Genomic DNA, 20,169 nt, shown 5'->3' with positions numbered 1-20,169 from the left:
GCTTCTGTGGATTGCGGTCCTAACCTTAAGAGAGCCTCAAATTCTATTGGTGCTATTTTTTATTCTTTGCCAGTACCTCGGAGACATGCTTCACCTTCACGTGGGAATCACGGGCCTTGAGGCCGCCGCGCAACTGCATGATGCAGCCGGGGCAGTCGGTAAGCAGCGTATCCGCACCGGTGGCTTCGACGTTGTTGAGCTTCTTGTTCAGCAGCTCGGCCGACAGCTCGGGGAACTTCATGGAGAAGGTGCCGCCGAATCCGCAGCAGACTTCTTCTTCAGTGCATTCCACATATTCCAGGCCGCCCTTTTCGATCAGCTCGCGTGGGGCTTCGTGGACATCCAGGCCGCGGCACAGGTGGCAGGGGGCATGGTATGTGGCCTTTTCACCGGTCTTGGTAAAAGCGGAGGCCTCCACCTTGAGTACGTCATTCACGAAGGAAGAGTAATCAATGACCTTGGATGCGAATTCCTCAGCCTTGGCTTTCAGTCTGGGATTGTCCGCCACCAACTTGGGATAGTTGTGCTTGAGATGAGCGGCACAGGAAGCGCACAATGTGATGATGTAGTCGTAGGCATCAGTCTCGAAGGCGCGCAGGTTCTGGATGGCTACATCTTTGGACGCTTTCATCTCTCCCATCATCTGGACAGGCAGGCCGCAACAGGACTGTTCCATTGGGTAGGTCATGGAGACTTCGTTGTTCTGGAAGAGTTCAACGGCAGCCTGCATCTGTTCGGGGTAGACAAAGTCCTGTACGCAACCGGAGAACAGGGCCACGCGGTGCTTGGGATTCTTGACCTTGATCTTGTTTTCCTTCCACCAGTCGCGGAACGGCTTTTCGGCAATGGTTGGCAGGGCACGGAAACTGTGCTCCTTGGAGAAGATCATGGGCAGGTGACGGATGAATCCATCCTTTTCGGCCACTGGCTTCTGGCCCCATTTTGCAGCACGAAGCAGGGTGTGGAAGAGCTTGCGGTTCTTGAGCACCTTGCCCAGGAGCATGCTCGGCAGCGGGTGGCCGTCCTCATCCTGAATGCGAGCGTGGATGTCCTTGATAAGCCGTGGCAGATCAATACCGCCGGCGCAAACATCCTTGCATGCTTCGCAGTTGATGCAGTTCTGGACCAGGTTCTTGGCCTTGTCCTTGCCGTGGAAGAAGTAGGTCAGGATCAGGCCGATGGCACCAATGTAAATGTGGCCCATCTTGTGACCGCCCACCAGTCGGTAGACCGGGCAGACGTTGGCACACGCGCCACAGCGCACACACCGGTTGACCTGGGAAAAGAGCGGATCGTTGACCAGTTCGGAACGACCGTTGTCCAGCATGACGTAGTGAATTTCCTTTTTGCCGTCTTCGGCAGAGAGACACTCGTTGGCACCGGTAATCCAGGTTACATAGGAGGTGATCTGCTGACCTGTGGCGTTGCGGGGCAGCGCCTTCAGGATGCGCAGAGCGTCATGCAGGGAGGGCAGGAGTTTGTCGAGTCCCATGAGGGCAACATGCACGCGGGGCAGGGTGGACACCAGACGGGCGTTGCCCTCGTTGGTGACCAGGCCGATGCCGCCGGTTTCTGCCACGGCAAAGTTGGCGCCCGTGATGCCCATGTCGGCTTCGATATATTTCTGGCGCAGTTCGCGTCGGGCGACCTTGACCAGCTTTTCGATTTCGGCGTCCTGTTCCTTGCCGGTGACTTCGGTAAAGAGTTCACCTACCTGATAGCGGGAGAGGTGGATAGCCGGCATGACCATGTGGGACGGGCCCTCGTGGCGCAGCTGGATAATCCATTCACCGAGATCGGTCTCGGTTACTTCCAATCCTTCATCTTCCAGATCATGATTGAGGAGAGTTTCCTCGGCAGTCATTGATTTGGATTTGACGATTTTTTTGCAACCGGTGTCCTTGGCGATCTTGGCAATGATGGCGTTGGCTTCGGCTCCATCCTTGGCAAAGTGCACATGGATGCCGGCGGCTTCAGCGTTACGTTTGAAATCACGGAACAGTTTGTCGGCGTTTTTTCCGGCAATATCCTTGGATTCAGCGATGTCGTTGATCAGAGAACGGACATCCATGTCCTTGAAGGCATTGGCTCTTCCGGCCCGATAGGCAATGGCGAAATTGTCGAGCGTGGTGCGCAGGAAGTCGTTATCCAGGGATTCGCGCAGTTCGTCACGGTATTCTTTGAGATCATGGGCTTTTTGCATTTTAGTCGTCCTCCAGCAGCAGGATATGGAGTTCAAGAGGTCCGTGCACACCCAGGGCGAGAACGCGCTCAATGTCCGCGGTACGGCTGGCGCCGGTGATATAGGCCATGTAATCAGGGGTCTTTTTCATGCGGGTAAGCATCATCTTTTCCACTTCATAGGTGTTTGCCTTGATCTTGGACGTGGGCAACACGCAGACGTGGAATTCACTGATCATAGTGGACAGACGAAGCTCCTCGCCGGGACAGTCGAGCATCAGAGTCCCTGTGTCGGCAATGCCGTATTCGGCATAGGTGAAGCCGATGTCTATGCCGGCGAGGAGATCGCGCATGCCGGAATCGATACAGTTGAATCCGGCTTTCTCGCTTTTTGCAGCAAGCTCCTTATACAGGGTCTTTTTAAGACCGGGAGCGGCGATGACCTTGGTTTGCTTGGTCTCGCACAATTCTCCGGCCTTGTCGGACAGACCTTCTTCGCATCCGCTGACCAAAAGCTGGCATGCCTGCTTCTTGTCACAGAGGTTAATGGTGTAATCGAGGGCTTCGTCCTCGGTCTTGATCGTGGTCACGAACGCCGAGACCAGTTCTGCCTTTTCCGTGAATTTTTGGCACAAGGAATCCTTGGAAGACATAGTGCCTACCTCCTACATTAAATTGGACCGCAACTTGGTCTTATTCCACTATACTTTTTGTTTCCCTGGCAATGGCGAGTTCTTCATTGGTCGGGATAACCCAGATTTCCACCAGACTGTCATCGGCAGAGATCTTGAGGGGGGCTTTCGCTCGTTGATTGTTGACTTCCTCGTCGATTTTGACGCCGAAGTTTTCAAGTCCTTCCAGGGACTTCTGTCTGACTATGGCATCGTTCTCGCCGATGCCGGCAGTGAACACGATGGCGTCCACACGGCCAAGTACACCCATGTAAGAGGATACATACTTCCTGTTACGGTAGGTCTGTACACCAAGGGCCAGTTCGGCGTGTTTGTCACCTTTTTCAATGGCTGCATGGATATCACGCATGTCGTTCATGCCGCACAAACCCTTGAGTCCGGATTCCTTGTTCAGCATGGTGTCAATGTCCGCGATGCTCATGCCGCGGTTCACAGCCAGATAGTTGTGTACGGCAGGATCGATATCACCGGAACGGGTTCCCATGACCAGACCTTCCAGAGGCGTCAGGCCCATGGAGGTGTCCACGCATTTTCCGTTCTCCACTGCGGCCATGGAAGCGCCATTGCCCAAATGGATGGTGATTATGTTGGTCTCTTCCGCAGGCTTGCCGATCAAACGGGCGCATTCTCCTGCCACGAATTTGTGGGAGGTGCCATGAGCGCCGTACCGGCGGATGTTATCCTTCTCGTAGCATTCGTATGGCAGTGCATACATGAAGGCGTGAGGCGGAATGGTTGAATGAAAGGCGGTGTCGAAGACCAGGACGTGAGGAACATCCGGGAACAGTTCCATGGCATCCTTGGCGCCGCCGAGGTTGGCAGGGTTGTGCAGGGGGGCCAGTCGTTCCGTTTCTTTCAGGTCCGGCCACATGTCATCCTTGACCATGACCGGGGCGCAGAATTTTTCGCCACCGGCCACGACACGGTGGCCCACTGCATCAATGTCCTTGATGGAGCAGACTGCGTTGTCGCCGCCGCAGATAAGTTCGATGGACAGGCGCAGTCCTTCGCTGTGGTTGGGGATTGGCTGATCCAGCTCGGTGACCGTTTGTTTGTCGGTGCCGGGGAAGGTCTTGTTGACCAGGCTTCCCTGAGCCTCGCCGATACGTTCCACCAGACCGGTGACCATGACGGACTCGGTGTCCATGTCAAGGAGCTGGTACTTGATGGACGAGCTGCCAGAGTTGATTACAAGTATTTTCATTTATTTGCCTTTTTCTGCTTGTGCTTGGATCGCGGTGATGGCGACGGTGTTGACGATGTCAGGCACGGTGCAGCCTCGGGAGAGGTCGTTGACCGGCTTGTTCAAGCCCTGAAGGACAGGACCGATAGCCACGGCGTTAGCTGCACGTTGAACCGCCTTGTAGGTGTTGTTGCCGGTGTTCAGGTCCGGGAAGATGAAAACGGTCGCCTTACCAGCCACGTCGGAATCGGGCATTTTTACCTTGGCGACATCCGGGTCGACAGCGGCGTCATACTGGAGCGGGCCTTCGATGGGGAAGTCCAGTCCACGTTCCTTGATGTATTGCTGGGCCAGTTCTGTCGCTTCAGTGACCTTTTGCACGTCTTCACCCTTGCCGGATTTACCGGTGGAGTAGCTGAGCATGGCTACTCTGGGTTCCACGCCAAAGATCTTGGCAGTTTCGGCGGCGGAGATGGCGATTTCGGCCAACTGCTGGGCATTGGGATTGGTGTTGACGGCACAGTCACCGTACACCAGCACACGGTCTTTCAGGCACATGAGGAAAACAGAGGAAACAATGGAGCTTCCCGGTTTCGTTTTCACGAATTCAAAAGCGGGGCGGATGGTCTGGGCCGTGGTGGTCACGGAACCGGAGACCATGCCATCGGCAAAGCCCTTGTATACCATCATGGTACCGAAGTAGGTGGTGTCTGACATGCGGTCCCAGGCCATTTCAGCGATCATACCCTTGTGTTTCCTGAGCTCAAGGTATTCCTCGGCAAAGGAGTCCAGTAATTCGGACTCGGCGGGATCAATAATCTGCACTTCGGAGATATCCACGCCGAATTTCGATGCATTGTTGCGGATTTCATCCTCACGTCCAAGGAGGATGATGTCAGCTACACCGCGACGAAGCAGGATATCCGTGGCACGCAATATCCGTTCGCCAGTGCCTTCAGGCAGGACGATACGCTGTTTGTTGCGGGAAGCCTTGTCGAACAGGGAGAACTCGAACATCTTCGGTGTGACCCGAACGGAGCGCTGCTCGATCAGGCGGTCGCGCAGTTCATCAACGTTCACATGCTGGGTGAATCCACCCAGAGCGGTTGCGATACGCTGATAGTCGTCAGCTTCGATGCGGCCGTAAAGACGGTTGAGTTCCTGCACGTTGTGGTAGGTGTGACCCTTGACGGCCAGTACGGGTACGGGCACGCCGGTCCATCCTTCGATGAGCTTGTGGACATTGGTGGACACTTCAAGTCCGCCGGTCAGCACGATGCCTGCAATGTCAGGATAGGAAGAGGACAATCTTGTCGCGAGACTCGACAAAATGATGTCAGAACGGTCACCTGGGGTGATGATCAGACTGCCGGGTTCTATATAATCGAGAAAGTTGCCGATCTGCATGGCCGCGATGACATAGTTGTCCACGAGGGACTGGAGGCCGGAGTGACCATAGAGAACATCAGCATCAAGCCACCGCTTCACATCGGCGATGGTCGGTTTCCCGAGGGCTTCGTTTTCAGGAATGACATACACCGGCATGTGGCCTGGAGCATCCTTGTATTCGATATGGCTGACCAGTTCATCGGTCATGCCGTCGGGGGCGCGGTTGACCAGACAGGCCAATGGCTCCACGCCTTTTTCGACCAGAGTGTCCAGCGTGGTCTGGGTGATGTTCACCACTTCATCCGGAGTCTTGTCTCGTCCGGAGGTGACAACCAACATCGGAGAACCGATGTTGGCTGCAATGTCCGCGTTGAGATCAAACTCGAATGCAGGGTCCTTGCCCTTGAAGTCAGTGCCTTCACAGAGCACGAAGTCATACTCTTCTTCAAGCGCCTTGTACTTGTTCAGGATGTTCTCGAGGACCAGCGCATACTGACCGGAGTTGATCAGTTCACGGGTTTCCTTGAGCGTGTATGCATATGTATCGCGATAAGGGATGGAGAGTTTGAAATGATCGATCATCAGGGAGATGTCGTGATCCTTGTTCCCTTCGCCAGGATCATTGATTATGGGCCGAAAGATGGCGACATTGTTGATTTCACGCAGGAGCATCTGCATGACACCCAGAATGACAGCGGACTTTCCGCTGCGTTCCTCTGTCGCACTCACATACAGGTTCTTAGACATTGATAGGTTCCTTGTTGGTCCTTATTTCCCACGCAGGGTATCTGCGTAGAGTTCTATGACATGTTTGCATTCCATGCTCGCCTCTTTCTGAGAGAGCATGTCTGTAATTTGCAACATACATGCCGGACAGCTGGTTGCAGCAATCTGTGCACCGGAAGCCATGATATTGTCTGCTTTGCGACCACCAATTTTCTTGGACATATCGTAGTGGGCAATATTGAAGCTGCCTCCGCAGCCACAGCATGTGCCTGCTTCAGCCATTTCCTTGAAATCACAACCAGCGGCCTTGATCACCGTTCGTGGTTGGGCTGTTACACCAAGAGAATTCTTCAAATGGCAAGGATCATGGTATGTTACCGACTTGCCTCCTGTAATTTCCTGAGGCGTAATCTTCAATATATCTACAAGGAATTGACTGATGTCCATGGTTTTTTGTTCCAGGACATTGATGTCTCCCTTCAAAGCCGGGTTGCCGGTGTACATCCTGGGCCACAATTCCTTGATAGTGGAAGTGCAGGTGGCACAGCCGGTGACCAGATAGTCGAATTCACCGTCTTTGAACCGTTCCATGTTGAGATCGACCAGCGTGTCGAAGGTCTCTGTGTCGCCACTCGAAAGCGCAGGAATACCGCAGCATGCCTGACCTTTAGGCATATACACGCCCACGCCGTGGTACTTGAGGACATCGAGGATGGCTTCACCCACATGAGGGAATATCTTGTCGATGACACAGCCCACGTAGAAGGCAACCTTGAGTCCGGATTTACCGGGGGCGGAGTCCATCTCGGGGAATGTCTTGTGCAGGGGCTTGCTGGACAGGGTGTTGAAATGACGGTCGCCGATGACTGGCGCGTTGAAACGCGCACAGGACGAACCGAGCATGTCGTCCACCTTCTTGGTGAACAGTCCCTGGAACAGGGAGCCCATATCGGTTAACATGTTGAACAACTTGGGGTTCTTGAGCATGCCACGGAAAATGGCCTTCTTGACCGGTGACAATCCGAAATAGCCGGTCATGATGGCGCGGGCCTTCAGAAAGATGTCCATGACGGATACGCCGGAAGGACAGTTGGACTGGCATGTGCCGCAGAGCAGACAGCGGTTGAGCTTTTCATTGACCCCTTCAGGGTCGGTGAGCATCTCGGAAGCCAGACCGTCAAGCAGGGCCAGTTTGCCGCGTGTCACGTCTGTTTCGCGACCACTCTGTGCGAAAACAGGACACACTGCCTGACACATGCCGCAGCGCATGCAGCCGACAAGCTGGTCATCCAGCTCCTTGAACATTTGGGCGAGTTTGTTGATATCAGCCATTGTATACCCCTATTTCCTGAAACCGATGATCTTGCCGGGGTTCAGGATGCCCTTGGGATCAAGAACGGACTTCATGCGGTGAGCGTATTCCAAAGTGGCGCGGGTGGTTTCCTGCTCCAGATATTTGGATTTCGCCAGGCCGATGCCGTGTTCGCCGGAGAGTGTGCCGCCCATGGCGAGCGCCTTTTCAAAGATCATATCGATGCCTTTTTCCACACGTTCCCATTCCTGCTTGTCGCGCTTGTCAGTGAGGATGGTGGGGTGGAGGTTGCCATCACCAGCGTGACCGAAGGTACCGATGGTCAGGTCGAGCTTCTTGGAGATATCTTCCAGAGCCTCAATCATGGCCGGAATCTTGGAACGGGGCACGGTGGCGTCTTCAAGGACACAGGTGGGCTTGAGCTTTGCCAGTGCGGGCAGTGCGTCGCGACGGGCCTGCCAGACAGCGTCGCGTTCGGCGGCGTCTTTGGCGACCTTCAGCTCGGTGGCTCCGTTGGCCTTGCAGATCTTTTCGACCATGGCGGCTTCGTCTTCAACCTGAGCCGGGTGGCCGTCCACTTCAATCAGCAGCAGGGCGGCCGCTTCGACAGGCAGTCCGGCTCCACGGAAGTTTTCGACAGTGCGGATGGTGAAGTTGTCCATCATTTCCAGGGTCGCAGGCACGATCTTGTTGGCGATGATGGCGGCAACGGTCTCGGATGCAGCCTTCATGGAGGGGAAGATCGCCATCATGGATTTGGCAGCCTGTGCCGGAGGGATGAGCTTCAGAGTGATTTTGTCGAAGACGCTCAGAGTGCCTTCGGAGGCGACCATGAGTCCGGCCAGATTATAGCCGGTGACGCATTTGACAGTACGGGAGCCGGTCTTGACGAGTTGGCCGTTAACGTCCCAGAATTCCATGCCCATGACATAGTCCTTGGTGACGCCATATTTGAGACCGCGCAGGCCTCCGGCGTTTTCGGCAACGTTGCCGCCAAGGGTGGAGACAGTCTGGGAACCCGGATCCGGGGGATAGAAGAGGCCGCGTTTGGCAACTTCTGCTGCAAACTGCGCGGTGACGACGCCCGGTTCGACCACGGCGTACATGTCTTCTTCATTGATTTCGAGAATGCGGTTCAGGCCGTTCGTTAGAACGACAACACCGCCGGGGTGGGGGATGGTCCCACCGGAAAGATTGGTTCCTGCACCGCGGACAGTCAGGGGCAGACCATTGTCGTTGCATAATTTGGTGGCAGCTCCAAGAGCTTCACTTGTTTCGGGGCGCACGACCAGCGCGGGCATGACGGAGTCAAGCACGGCTGCATCGTATGAGTATGCGTGACGGTCAGTCTCGCTGGTCATAACATTTTCGCCACCGACGATGGCTTCGAATTCTTTGACAATGGCATCTTTGGTCATGATCGACTCCTAGAACATATTGTAATGCCCTGACCGGTTGTCCGGGCTTTTATTTGAGAATTATATTGCTAAGCTAACATTTAGTGAAATTCATGCAAGGGGAAGCGAACAAACGCGTTCGCTTCCCCTTGATTTACATTAGAACAAGCCGGGCAGGAACACGAAGCTCATCAGGCTGGCGACGATGCCGACAACCAGACCGTACAGCAGGAAGGGCCATACGGTGCGCTTCAGGATCTGGCCTTCCATGCCGGACAGGCCGACAACGGCGCAGACTGCGACGATGTTGTGGATACAGATCATGTTGCCCATGCCGCCACCGACAGCCTGTGCGGCCACGATGATCTGGCGAGGCAGTTCGAGCTGCGTGGCAACTCCCCACTGGAATTCCGCGAACAACAGGTCGGAGACCGTGTTGGAGCCGGTGATGAAAGCACCCAATCCACCGACGTAGGAGGCGAACATGGGCCATGCGTTACCGGTGATGGCTGCGACAGCTTTTGCCATGGCCAGCGGCATGGAGGGGTAGGAGTTCGGGTTCAGCGCGACATCGGCGATGCCGGAACCACGGAAGATGGACACCAGAGCGACCGCTGCGAACAGGGCGATGGTGGGGTTCTTCATGGTCACGATGGCCTGGGTCCATGCGGTCTTGACCTTGTTGCCGGGCATGCCGTGGATGAGCACGGTCAGCAGGGCGACCAGGGTGAACGGGATGGTACCGGGCAGATAGAGGTAGGCGATGGAAGCGTTGACGCTCTTGAAGCCGAGGATGCTGCTGAACTTGAGAGCCTGACCAGCGAGCATGCCCTTGAGGCCGAGTTCCGGGATACGGGTGACGACCAGGATCAGGCCGATGAGAATGTAAGGCAACCAGGCCTTGAACTGGCTCATGTGGGCCTTGAATTCGGTGGAGCCGACTGAAACGGAACCGGTCCATTCGGGATCCCACTTGGCAGGGTCACCGAAGTTCCAGGCGGTCTTGGGCATGCAGAAGCCCATCTTGGCGCCGGTGATGATGATGCCGAGGCCGATGAGACCACCGATCAGGGATGGGAATTCAGGGCCGACATTCCAGGCAAAGAACAGGTAGGGAACGACAAAGGAGATAGCTGCGAAGATGCAGAACTTCCATGCGGCCAGGCCGGGCTTCCAGCTGCGTTCAGGGCCGAAGAAACGGGTGATGAAGCCCAGCATGAAGATGGGCAGAATGAAGATCATGCCGAGGTGCATGATGGTGGCCCACTGGCCGACCAGCATGTTGAAATCACCCATGTTGGTGAAATTGATACCGGCGGTTCCTGCGGAAACAGCGTCGTTGACACCGGGGGCCAGATACTTGAGGCCCAGAACAACCGGGGTTCCGACTGCGCCGAAGGTGACGGGGAAGGAGTTGAAAACAAGGCAGATGATCGCTGCGGCCAGCGGCGGGAAGCCAAGGGTCAGCAGAAGCGGTGCGGCAAGTGCTGCGGGGGTACCGAAGCCGGCTGCGCCTTCCAGAAACGCTGCAAACATGTAGCCGATGATAATGGCCTGGATGCGACGGTCAGGGGTGATGTTCTGCATGCCGTACTGGATGGTCTCCATACCGCCGGACTGCTGCAGTGTGCGAAGAATGAGAATGGCACCGAATACGATGATCAGGATGCCGATGGCGGTCACGAAACCCTGAAGGGTCAAGGCTGCGACGTATTGTACGGGAAGGCCCCATACGGCGACGGCACCAGCAGCGGCGGTGAGCCATGCCAGGGGCATGGCTTTGGTGGCTGGCCAGCGCATACCGACCATGAGAACGAGCGCAACCAGAATGGGCAGCAGCGCGACAAGAGCAAGCACTTCAATAGACATTAAAACATACCTCCATTGGTGTGAGGGAGTGTGCCCCTCACAGGGTTGAATACAATGCGCGAGGCGGGCCAGACAGAGGCCTCCGCAACGGCCCGCCTTCGCGCAAATTCCTACCTGTTATCTGCCGTCGTCACAGGGTTCCCCAGAACCCGGATTTTCAGCGGATACGCCGCATACCTCGGCTTCTTCAGGCTCGGGCTTGCTGAAGTCGGCTTCAGCAAGGTGCGTGAGAATCTGGTAACGGTCGGCGTAATCTTTCTCGATCTGTTCACGGAATGCCTTGGAGAGTTCCGGGTGGAAGCGCTCCAGCATGGCGTACCGGTTTTCACCGGACATGAATTCCTGCAGGGTTCCGTCAGGAGCCTTGGACTCAAGCTGGAAGGGATTCTTGCCTTCGTCGGTGAGTGCCGGGTTGTAGCGGTAGAGCGGCCAGTAACCGGAGTCCACGGCCAGCTTCTGTTCGAGCTGGGTCTTGCCCATGCCCTTCTTGATGCCCTGGTTGATGCAAGGTGCGTAGCAGATGACCAGAGACGGTCCGGGGTAAGCCTCGGCTTCCTTGAATGCCTTCATGGTCTGTTGCTTGTCAGCGCCCATGGCGACGGAGGCAACGTAGACGTAGCCATAAGTCATTGCCATGCGACCAAGGTCTTTTTTGCCGGTGCCTTTACCGGCAGCGGCGAACTTGGCGATGGAGCCGAGCGGAGTGGCCTTGGAGGACTGACCACCGGTGTTGGAGTAAACTTCGGTATCCATGACCAGGATGTTGATATCCTTGCCGGATGCGATGACGTGGTCCACGCCGCCGAAACCGATGTCGTAGGCCCAGCCGTCACCACCGAAGACCCAGACGGACTTCTTGGTGAACAGGTCGGCGTCGGCTGCGATGGCCTTGAGGGCTTCGTCAGAGGAGCCTTCCAGCGCGGCCTTGAGGACAGCACCTGCTTCAGCGGAAGCCTCGGGGGCGTCCTTGGCGGCGAGCCAGCCTTCAAGGGCGGTTTTCACGTCGCCGGTTGCGTCTGCAACAGCGGCTTCGCATTTGCGCACCAGCGTGTCGCGGCGGTTGTTGACACCCATCTCGATGCCGAAGCCGAATTCGGCTGCGTCTTCGAACAGGGAGTTGCCCCATGCAGGGCCGTGGCCGTCGCTGTTGGTGCAGTACGGAGTGGACGGTGCGCTTGCGCCCCAGATGGAGGAGCAGCCGGTGGCGTTGGCGATGATCATGCGTTCGCCGAAGAGCTGGGTCAGCACCTTGACGTACGGGGTCTCGCCACAACCGGCGCAGGCACCGGAGAATTCCATGAGAGACTGGCGGAACTGGGAGCCCTTGACGGAATCGCGCTTAAAGGCATCCTTGAAGGAAACGGTTTCGGCAAAGTCCCAGTTGGGAACTTCTGCGTCCAGCTGCGTGGCAATGGGTTCCATGACCAGCGCTTTTTCCTTGGCAGGGCAGATGTCAGCGCAGTTACCGCAACCGAGGCAGTCCTGTGCTGCAACCTGCATGCGGTACGCCATTCCTTTTACGTCCTTGCCCTTGGCTTCGATGGTACCGAAGGTGGCAGGGGCGTTCTTCATCTCGTCGTCGGTTGCGAGAACCGGACGCAGAGCGGAGTGGGGGCAGACATAGGCACACTGGTTACACTGGATGCAGTTGTCAGCGATCCATTCGGGGACCTTGATGGCCACGCCGCGCTTTTCGTACCGTGCGGTGGAAAGGGGCATGGTGCCGTCCACGGAGAAGGCGGACACGGGCAGGTCGTCACCCTTCTGGGCCAGGACCGGACGCATGACGTTCTTCACGTAGTCGGGGGCGTTGTCAGCGGTGACAGCGTCGTCGGTGAGGTCTGCCCATGCAGCGGGAACCGGAACCTCGATGATGGCATCGATGGCGTTGTCCACTGCGGCGTTGTTCATATTGACGATCTTGTCGCCCTTCTTGCCGTAGGCGGCCTTGATACCGGCCTTGAGCAGAGAAACGGCTTCCTCAAAAGGAATGACGTCGGCCAGCTTGAAGAAGGCGGTCTGCATGATCATGTTGATGCGTCCGCCGAGGCCGACTTCACCAGCGATCTTGACCGCGTCCACGGTGTAGAACTTGAGGTTCTTCCGGGCAATGGTGCGGCGCATGGCTGCGGGCAGCTGCGCGTCCATTTCTTCGGCGGTCCAGGCTGTGTTCAGGACGAAGGTTCCGCCTTCCTTGATGCCGTCGAGGACATCGTAGAGGTGCACGTAGCTCGGGTTGTGGCAGGCAATGTAATCGGCTGCGGTCACGAGATAGGTGGACTGGATCGGTTCGTCACCGAAGCGCAGGTGGGAGATGGTGATGCCGCCGGACTTCTTGGAGTCGTAGGCAAAGTATCCCTGTGCGTACATGTCGGTGTTGTCGCCGATGATTTTGATGGCCTGTTTGTTTGCGCCCACAGTGCCGTCCGAACCGAGACCCCAGAACTTGCACTGCACTGTGCCTTTTGGAGTGGTGTCCAGGGCCTCGGTTGTGGCAAGGGAGGTCTTGGTGACGTCGTCCTCGATACCCACTGTGAAGCGGGCTTGGGGGCTGGACTCCGCCAGGTTATGGTAAATGGCTTTGACCATCGCAGGGGTGAATTCCTTGGAACCGAGGCCGTAGCGACCAGCGGTAACGATGGGGCCGTCACCCTTTTCAAACAGAACGGTACAGACGTCCTGATACAGGGGGTCGCCCAGAGCGCCGGGCTCTTTGGTGCGGTCGAGCACTGCCACGACCTTGGCGGTCTCGGGCAGCACGGCCAGGAAATGCTTGGCAGAAAAAGGACGATACAGGCGGACCTTGATGAGGCCGACTTTTTCGCCTTCTGCGTTCAGGTGGTTGACGACTTCCTCGATGGCTTCGCAGGAGGAACCCATGGCGATGATGACGCGGTCCGCATCAGGAGCACCAACGTAGTCGAAGGGCTTGTAGTCACGGCCGGTGAGGGCGGAGACCTTGTTCATGTATTCTTCCACGATCTCGGGAATGACGTCGTAGTAGGAGTTGGAAGCTTCGCGACCCTGGAAGTAGATGTCCGGGTTCTGGGCGGTGCCGCGAACGTCCGGGTGTTCCGGGTTCATGGAGCGGGCACGGAATTCGGCGACCTTGTCCATGTTGAGCAGCGGCTTCATGTCGTCATAGTCAATGACTTCGATCTTCTGGATTTCATGAGAGGTGCGGAACCCGTCAAAGAAGGATACGAACGGGACGCTCGCTTCAACAGTGGACAGGTGTGCGACCAGTGAGAGGTCCATGACTTCCTGGACAGATGCGGCGGCCAGCATGGCGTAACCGGTCTGGCGACAGGCCATGACGTCCTGATGGTCACCGAAGATGGACAGTGCGTGGGCTGCGAGAGCGCGGGCCGAAACATGGAAGACGGAGGGGAGCAGCTCGCCCGCGATCTTATACATGTTGGGGATCATCAGCAGGAGGCCCTGGGAAGCGGTGAAGGTGGTGGTCAGTGAACCTCCGGCCAATGAGCCGTGGACAGCACCGGCGGCACCGGCTTCACTCTGGAGCTGGCGAACTTCAACAGTCTGGCCGAAAATATTCTTGCGGCCCTGTGCGGCCCACTCGTCGGCGATTTCGCCCATGGTGGACGAAGGAGTGATGGGGTAGATGGCGGCGGTTTCGCTCATGGCGTAGGCCACCCAGGCGGCGGCGGTGTTGCCATCCATCGTTTTCATCTTGGACATTGTGTAATTCTCCTCTTCTTCACTAATTGTTTCGATTATTCGCTTGATGCGGGATCGGTTTCTCTGTGTTGCTTCAATCCATACTCAACATTCGTGCCAACATGGCGGTGGAAGCGGAAAAGAGGGGTGGGCCGTGTACTTGCGGGGTGTTGTCCGTATGCGGAAGAAATCGCGGAATCGGAGGGAGTCTGAAAAAAAGGACGTTATCAGGGGTGTTTTGTTGACTAACCTTCATGATTACAGTGGGTTGTCCGTCCGAGCCGCTTTTTACGGCCCAAATGGGCTGTCTGATTTTTCAGACTTGGCTTTTTATTCTATAATAACAGGTGGTTTTGAGTCAAAAAAGTCTGAAAATATATTGTTTGTATCTCGACTGTAATCTGCGACTTTATCGATGTTCGCTTGCCAAGTCCTTTGGTCGGGCGTATTCGAACATAATGAACACGACATTCACTTTATCTGACCTGTCTTTTACCCTAGCCATGCCGGAGTGGGCTGCTGACGCCTTGGGCGAACTGCCTGCTTTCATGCCGAGCAAGGAAGAAAGGATGGCTGCCGTTCTTTCGTTTGCCCGCCGTAATTTCATCAATAATTCCGGCGGTCCGTTTGCTGCCGGGGTGTTTGAGCGAGAGACGGGAAAGCTGGTGGTCATCGGTGTGAATCGGGTAATGGAGTATGGGTGCTCCTCTGCCCATGCAGAAATCATGGCCCTGTCATTGGCTCAGAAAATGTTGGGTACATACGATCTTGGCGCCAAAGGGCTCCCGGCCCATGAATTGGTGGTTAACTGGCGGCCATGCGCCATGTGTTTCGGTGCTGTACTCTGGTCAGGTGTTCGAGGTTTGACCATTGCCGGGGCAGGGCCGGAGCTTGAGGAAATAACCGGATTTGACGAAGGGCCGATAGTGCCCCTATGGCGTGAGGAATTGGAACGGCGCGGCATTGAGTTGAAAGAAGATGTATTGCGGGATGAAGCCGTTGCCGTCTACGAGGAATTCGCGGCTTCACAGAATGTTGTGTACAACGCCCGACAGGGGAATGAATAGAGAGCCTATTTTGTTGTGAGCCATGCCGGGTTCGTCTTCAGTATCTTGGTATAAATCGGGCAGGATTCGATATGGGCTCCGGGCAGGTAGCCGGAACTGATCAGAAATTCGCCAATGATTTCGCCCCCGACGAATTTGAACCGTTTCTTGAAAAGTCTGGTCCACTCCTCTTTGGTCAGCGGATGGTGCTCATCCAGCCAGGTCTTGAAAGATCCGTATTTTTTTTGAATGGTTACAACTGTTTGCGCATTGTGGATAGCCGCGTTGACTTTCAGCTTGTTGCGGATGATGCCCGCATTGCTCAGGAGTCGTGCTCGTTCCTGTTCTCCATATTGACTGATGGTCGCAATATCGAACTGGTCATAGGCTTTCCGAAAATTTTCCTGCTTGTTGAGAATCGTGGTCCAGCTCAAGCCCGCCTGGTTTATTTCCAGAATCAGGCGTCCGAAGAGTTCGTTGTCATCGTCAATGGGGAATCCGTACATGGTGTCATGATACACGCGATCGACATCTGTCTCGTCCAATTCCCGGCACATATGGCAATAGGTTTGCATGCTTCTCCAAAGTGGTTTTTGCTTAGAGTGAGAGCCCGTATTTCTTGAGCAGACTGTAGAAATGCGAACGTGATAGTTTTGATGCCTTGAGAATCCTGGGCAGGTCGCCGTCACACTGACGTATCAGTTCGCCAAGGTAGACTTTTTCTGCCATTCCCTTGAAATCCCGCAATGTTGGTAGTTTCTGGTCAAAGATATCCTCGAAGATATCCAGTCCGATCTTTCTGGCCGGGGCATCGTCCTGCGTCTCGCCTGTTTCTGAGGCGACGTCGGAACCGGTCATGCGTTCGATCTGTGCCTTGGCAATCTGAATGCGCAGTTCACGCGGCAGGTGCATGGCGTAGAGCGTTTTTTCATTGCTGGCGGAAACCACAGCTCGTTCCAGGATATTGAAGAGTTCCCGAACATTGCCAGGCCAGGTGTAACTGGCGAGTGCTGGATGAAAGTCCGAGCCAAAGGTTTTGGGCTCCATGCCGTACTGTTTGCAAAGCTGTTGGACGCGGAAGATGCAGAGGGCGCGGATATCTTCGGGGCGTTGCATGAGCGGGGGCAGGTGGATATGCATGGTTTTTATCCTGTAGAGAAGGTCCTGCCGGAACTCACCCTTGGTCACCATTTCATCCAGGTCCCGATTGGTCGCTGCCACCAGTCTGAAATTGGATGTCTGTTCGCGCGTGTCGCCCACGGGGCGGTATGTGCGTTCCTGCAGAACGCGGAGAAACGCCTTTTGCATGGAGAGGGGCATTTCGCCTACCTCATCCAAAAAGAGCGTCCCGCCGTCAGCCAGCTTGACCAGTCCGATACGATCGGTCTGGGCACCGGTAAACGCCCCCTTGCGGTGGCCGTACAGCGTGGATTCCAGCAGGGATTCCGTCAGACCGGCGCAGTCTACCACGACGAAATTGTTTGCTTTTCTTTTTGAATTTTCATGGATTGTAGAGGCAAATAGTTCCTTGCCTGTGCCGGTCTGTCCTGTGATGAGGACATTCGAATCCGACCGGGCGGCCTGGGCCAGCAGGTTGAAGCTTGCCTTGATGGAAGGGCTTTCGCCGACCACGCCTGAGAGATCAAGGGTTCCCTGCCGGTTCTGGCCTGCTTTTTCATCGTGATATTTGAGGGCGCGTCCCAGGGTCAGGGATATCTCGCGCACGGAGGACGGCTTGAGCAGGTAGTCCCAGACACCGCCCTTGATAGCAAGCTCGGCGCCGTCCGGGTCTCCCTTGCCCGTGAGGATTATGACCTCGGGCGGGGCACTCATGGCCATGATTTTGGGGAGTATTTCCAGACCGTTGCCATCGGGAAGCCGAACGTCCAGAAAGATGACGTCATAGTCTGTCTTCCGGGCCAGCCTGAGTCCGGCGTCCAGAGTGTGCGCTGTGTCACATTGGTGTGTGAGCCTGGTGATCAGGCTCTCCATGGTCTCACAGACCTCATGGTCGTCGTCGATGATTAATATCCGAGCCACATCCTGCCCCTTTATTCTTTGTTCAACACGGAGTTGATGGCATCTGACAAATTGTTCTTGTCATATGGTTTGATAATCACGCGACGGATGTTCGGCAACCCTATTGCGGCAGTTGCGGCATCTTCACGCCCGGAAACAAGGATAATGGGCAGATCTTCGTCTATTCTGGCCAAACGTGAGGCCAGTTGCGTGCCGCTGACACCGGGCATGTCATAGTCCGTAATGACCAGATCAAAGTTGTGAGGTTTGTTTTCGACCAATATGGCGGCCTCGCCCGGTTCAGCCGTGGCCGTGACGATGCACCCCATGGTTTCGAGGAGCCTCGGCGTTGTGTGCAGTTGGTCTTCGTCATCTTCGACAAAGAGGATGCGGACGCCCGTGGCAGAGCGTATGCCGTCCGAGTGCGGTTGATCCTGATGCGCCTCATCTCCTTTGGGCAGATAGATGGCAAAGGTTGTTCCTCCGCCCGGTCGGGGGGAGACCTGCAGACCGCCTTTATGGCCGTGGATTATGCCGTGAACAACGGCCAGTCCGAGGCCGGTTCCTTCTGTCTTGTCTTTGGTGGAAAAGAATGGATCAAATATTTTGTCAATGATTTCAGGAGGAATTCCAGGGCCATTATCTTCAATCACCATACGGACATACTCTCCTTCCGGGAGGCCGAGCATGTCAGCATCCGAGCCGGTCAGCTCGAATTGATCCACACGCACCTCGATGGTGCCGCCTGTGCTCCGTAGGGCGTGGAATGCGTTGGTGCACAGGTTCATGGCCACCTGATGGATTTGCGTGGGATCGGCAAAGACCGGAGACAGGGTGTCGGCAATGCTTGATTTGACCGCGATGTTGCCGGGCATGGACGATTCCATGAGGCCGAGGACCTCCGAGATGACGCTGCCCATATCTGTGGGGCGGAACCCTTCTGTGGAAGGGCGGCTGAAAGCCAGGATCTGCTTGACCACACGTCCTCCACGACGCGCAGCCTTGAGTACCCGCCTGAGGTCTTTACTGGTGACGGAATTGGGCTCTACATCACTAACAGCCAGTTCTGTCGAGTTGATGATGGATGTTAATATATTGTTGAAATCATGAGCTATACCTCCAGCAAGTGTGCCAATGGCTTCCATCTTTTGCGATTGGAGAAGCTGTTTCTCAAGGTTGCGTTCCTTGGTGATGTTTTCAGCTGTACTCAGCACGCCCACAACGTTCCCGGCCTGATCTGAAATGGGCACCTTGTTGATCTCGATCCAGGCCGGTTCTCCTCTGGCATTCATGAGTTTGCGCCGTACCTTGCGGAAGGCGTTGCGTGCGTGGAGCACTGCCTGGTCTGCGTCTATTGACCATTTTACATAGTCTGGATCGCGCATGACCTCACCGGAGGATTTTTTGACCACGTCGTCGCTGTGTTGGAAGCCGAAAAATTCGGCAAAGGCGCGGTTGGTGCCGAGATAGCGTCCGTTGGCGTCCTTCCATGAGACAAGCTGCGGGACCGTGTCCATGAGCGTTTCCTGAAAGGCGAGCTGATCCTTGATCTTGCGCTCGACCTTGCGTCGTTCACTCATGGCCAACAACAGGAAAACCATGACCAGAAAGAGCAGGGCAAAACTGATGATGATAGTCCAGAAGAGCTCTTTGGGTAATTCGTAGAATGCCTTGGGGGCGTTGATGATACGGCTGTTTTCCGGGAGCAGGTCTTCATCCAGGCCAAGGCGTTGCATGACCTTGTAGTCAAAGAGGTAATCACCTGTAGGCTTCATGACCACGGGGATATCATCCGGTTTCGCTCCCTTCAGAATTTTCAGAACCAGCTCGGCCGCCTGCCTGCCGTGTTGGTAGCCGGAGAGCAGACGGCCACCCACGGCTCCATGGCCCAGCAGAAAATCCCATGCGGTGTAGATGGGGACATTGGTCCTTTCATAAATGGCCTGAACCACTTCTTCAGCCGTGAAGAAACGTCCATCAAGGACTTGATAATATGGAATAAAGAAGAGAAAGGTGTCTTCTGGAAGGGATTCGACCTTGTCCAGAACCGTAAGGAGCGACATGTCGGTCCAGTATTGGGCCTTCAGTTTGTCCGCGAAGAACGGCATGATCGCCTCCACCTGTCGCTTGATGGCGGCACCGGCTGTCGATGAATCACCCACAACAACCATGCGTTTTTTGTCCGGATACATGTTGAGGGCGACATCCAGTGTTTGCAAGAGGTCGAATACTTCGACGATACCGGTTACATTCCCTTGTTTCAATTCTCTTTTTTCCAGATCGTTCACGCCGCAGAAGACAAGGGGAACATCGGGGAAAAGTTGGTCTCTGTACTGGCTGGCGAATGTGAAGGCGTCGTTGTCTGAAACAAGAATGACATCAAACTTTTCATGAATGAATTTCTCTTTGTATAGCCGTACCAGCATGCCGGTAACGTCCACGTAGTTGTATTTCTTGGCATCCATGTACTCTATTTGAAGGTCGATCTTGAATTCGCTGGTATCCAATACGGATCGTATGCCTTCGAGGATGGAGTCCGACCATCGGTAGCCCTGGTGATAGGAATTCAGGTAGAGCACGTTTTTTTTGGGCTTTTCCGCTTTTGCCAGCGCTGGCAGCAGGCAGATAATAGTCAGAATTATCAGTATATATTTTGTGTTGCGCATAGAGTTCT

At 55.5% G+C, this 20,169-nt stretch carries 12 protein-coding genes; 1 reads left to right on the top strand and 11 read right to left on the bottom strand.

The features are described 5' to 3' along the window. Window positions 1-52: 52 nt before the first annotated feature. The 8 genes from ldhH to nifJ form a co-directional block, all read right to left on the bottom strand. Window positions 53-2,203 carry an L-lactate dehydrogenase (quinone) large subunit LdhH gene (ldhH, locus tag SRBAKS_RS05340; protein ID WP_229594487.1) on the bottom strand — a complete coding sequence of 717 codons (2,151 nt, stop codon included), beginning with the start codon at window positions 2,201-2,203 and terminating at the stop codon, window positions 53-55. Window position 2,204: 1 nt separating this feature from the next. Next, window positions 2,205-2,834, bottom strand: a complete 630-nt coding sequence (locus SRBAKS_RS05335) for a LutC/YkgG family protein (RefSeq protein WP_229594485.1) — start codon at window positions 2,832-2,834, stop codon at window positions 2,205-2,207. Window positions 2,835-2,874: 40 nt separating this feature from the next. Continuing rightward, window positions 2,875-4,077 (bottom strand): acetate/propionate family kinase, encoded by a 1,203-nt coding sequence (locus SRBAKS_RS05330; protein ID WP_229594483.1) that lies wholly within the window; start codon window positions 4,075-4,077, stop codon window positions 2,875-2,877. Continuing rightward, window positions 4,078-6,192 carry a phosphate acetyltransferase gene (gene pta, locus SRBAKS_RS05325; RefSeq protein ID WP_229594481.1) on the bottom strand — a complete coding sequence of 705 codons (2,115 nt, stop codon included), beginning with the start codon at window positions 6,190-6,192 and terminating at the stop codon, window positions 4,078-4,080. A 21-nt stretch (window positions 6,193-6,213) separates the two neighbouring features. Then, window positions 6,214-7,503 (bottom strand): (Fe-S)-binding protein, encoded by a 1,290-nt coding sequence (locus SRBAKS_RS05320; protein WP_229594479.1) that lies wholly within the window; start codon window positions 7,501-7,503, stop codon window positions 6,214-6,216. A 9-nt stretch (window positions 7,504-7,512) separates the two neighbouring features. Further along, window positions 7,513-8,901, bottom strand: coding sequence for an FAD-binding oxidoreductase (locus tag SRBAKS_RS05315; protein ID WP_229594469.1), 1,389 nt, complete (start codon window positions 8,899-8,901; stop codon window positions 7,513-7,515). Between the two features lie 138 nt (window positions 8,902-9,039). Continuing rightward, a complete protein-coding gene (locus SRBAKS_RS05310) occupies window positions 9,040-10,749 on the bottom strand; it encodes an L-lactate permease (protein WP_229594467.1) in 1,710 nt (569 codons plus the stop codon). A gap of 117 nt (window positions 10,750-10,866) precedes the next feature. Then, window positions 10,867-14,451, bottom strand: coding sequence for a pyruvate:ferredoxin (flavodoxin) oxidoreductase (gene nifJ, locus SRBAKS_RS05305; protein WP_229594465.1), 3,585 nt, complete (start codon window positions 14,449-14,451; stop codon window positions 10,867-10,869). A gap of 437 nt (window positions 14,452-14,888) precedes the next feature. On the opposite strand from nifJ, the gene SRBAKS_RS05300 reads away from it, so the two are divergent. Beyond that, on the top strand, window positions 14,889-15,497 hold the full coding sequence (locus SRBAKS_RS05300) for a nucleoside deaminase (protein ID WP_229594463.1): 609 nt from the start codon (window positions 14,889-14,891) through the stop codon (window positions 15,495-15,497). A gap of 5 nt (window positions 15,498-15,502) precedes the next feature. Here the strand turns inward: SRBAKS_RS05300 and SRBAKS_RS05295 are convergent, their stop codons facing one another. From SRBAKS_RS05295 to SRBAKS_RS05285, 3 genes are read right to left on the bottom strand one after another with little or no spacing between them, the layout of a single operon-like run. Further along, on the bottom strand, window positions 15,503-16,051 hold the full coding sequence (locus tag SRBAKS_RS05295) for a DNA-3-methyladenine glycosylase I (protein ID WP_229594453.1): 549 nt from the start codon (window positions 16,049-16,051) through the stop codon (window positions 15,503-15,505). Between the two features lie 22 nt (window positions 16,052-16,073). Continuing rightward, window positions 16,074-17,516: a sigma-54-dependent transcriptional regulator gene (locus SRBAKS_RS05290; RefSeq protein WP_229594451.1), complete on the bottom strand. Its 1,443-nt coding sequence runs from the start codon at window positions 17,514-17,516 to the stop codon at window positions 16,074-16,076. 11 nt (window positions 17,517-17,527) lie between these two features. Next, window positions 17,528-20,161 (bottom strand): hybrid sensor histidine kinase/response regulator, encoded by a 2,634-nt coding sequence (locus SRBAKS_RS05285; RefSeq protein WP_229594449.1) that lies wholly within the window; start codon window positions 20,159-20,161, stop codon window positions 17,528-17,530. Window positions 20,162-20,169: the final 8 nt, after the last annotated feature.

The organism is Pseudodesulfovibrio sediminis (assembly GCF_020886695.1).
GTDB lineage: Bacteria > Desulfobacterota > Desulfovibrionia > Desulfovibrionales > Desulfovibrionaceae > Pseudodesulfovibrio > Pseudodesulfovibrio sediminis.
Note: the sequence above shows the minus strand (reverse complement) of the source record. Positions and strands in the feature narration are given on the sequence as shown.

Coding starts and splice junctions, on each gene's coding strand:
- ldhH (WP_229594487.1), bottom strand. CDS start 2,203: ATGCAAAAAGCCCATGATCTCAAAGAATACCGTGACGAACTGCGCGAA.
- SRBAKS_RS05335 (WP_229594485.1), bottom strand. CDS start 2,834: ATGTCTTCCAAGGATTCCTTGTGCCAAAAATTCACGGAAAAGGCAGAA.
- SRBAKS_RS05330 (WP_229594483.1), bottom strand. CDS start 4,077: ATGAAAATACTTGTAATCAACTCTGGCAGCTCGTCCATCAAGTACCAG.
- pta (WP_229594481.1), bottom strand. CDS start 6,192: ATGTCTAAGAACCTGTATGTGAGTGCGACAGAGGAACGCAGCGGAAAG.
- SRBAKS_RS05320 (WP_229594479.1), bottom strand. CDS start 7,503: ATGGCTGATATCAACAAACTCGCCCAAATGTTCAAGGAGCTGGATGAC.
- SRBAKS_RS05315 (WP_229594469.1), bottom strand. CDS start 8,901: ATGACCAAAGATGCCATTGTCAAAGAATTCGAAGCCATCGTCGGTGGC.
- SRBAKS_RS05310 (WP_229594467.1), bottom strand. CDS start 10,749: ATGTCTATTGAAGTGCTTGCTCTTGTCGCGCTGCTGCCCATTCTGGTT.
- nifJ (WP_229594465.1), bottom strand. CDS start 14,451: ATGTCCAAGATGAAAACGATGGATGGCAACACCGCCGCCGCCTGGGTG.
- SRBAKS_RS05300 (WP_229594463.1), top strand. CDS start 14,889: ATGAACACGACATTCACTTTATCTGACCTGTCTTTTACCCTAGCCATG.
- SRBAKS_RS05295 (WP_229594453.1), bottom strand. CDS start 16,051: ATGCAAACCTATTGCCATATGTGCCGGGAATTGGACGAGACAGATGTC.
- SRBAKS_RS05285 (WP_229594449.1), bottom strand. CDS start 20,161: ATGCGCAACACAAAATATATACTGATAATTCTGACTATTATCTGCCTG.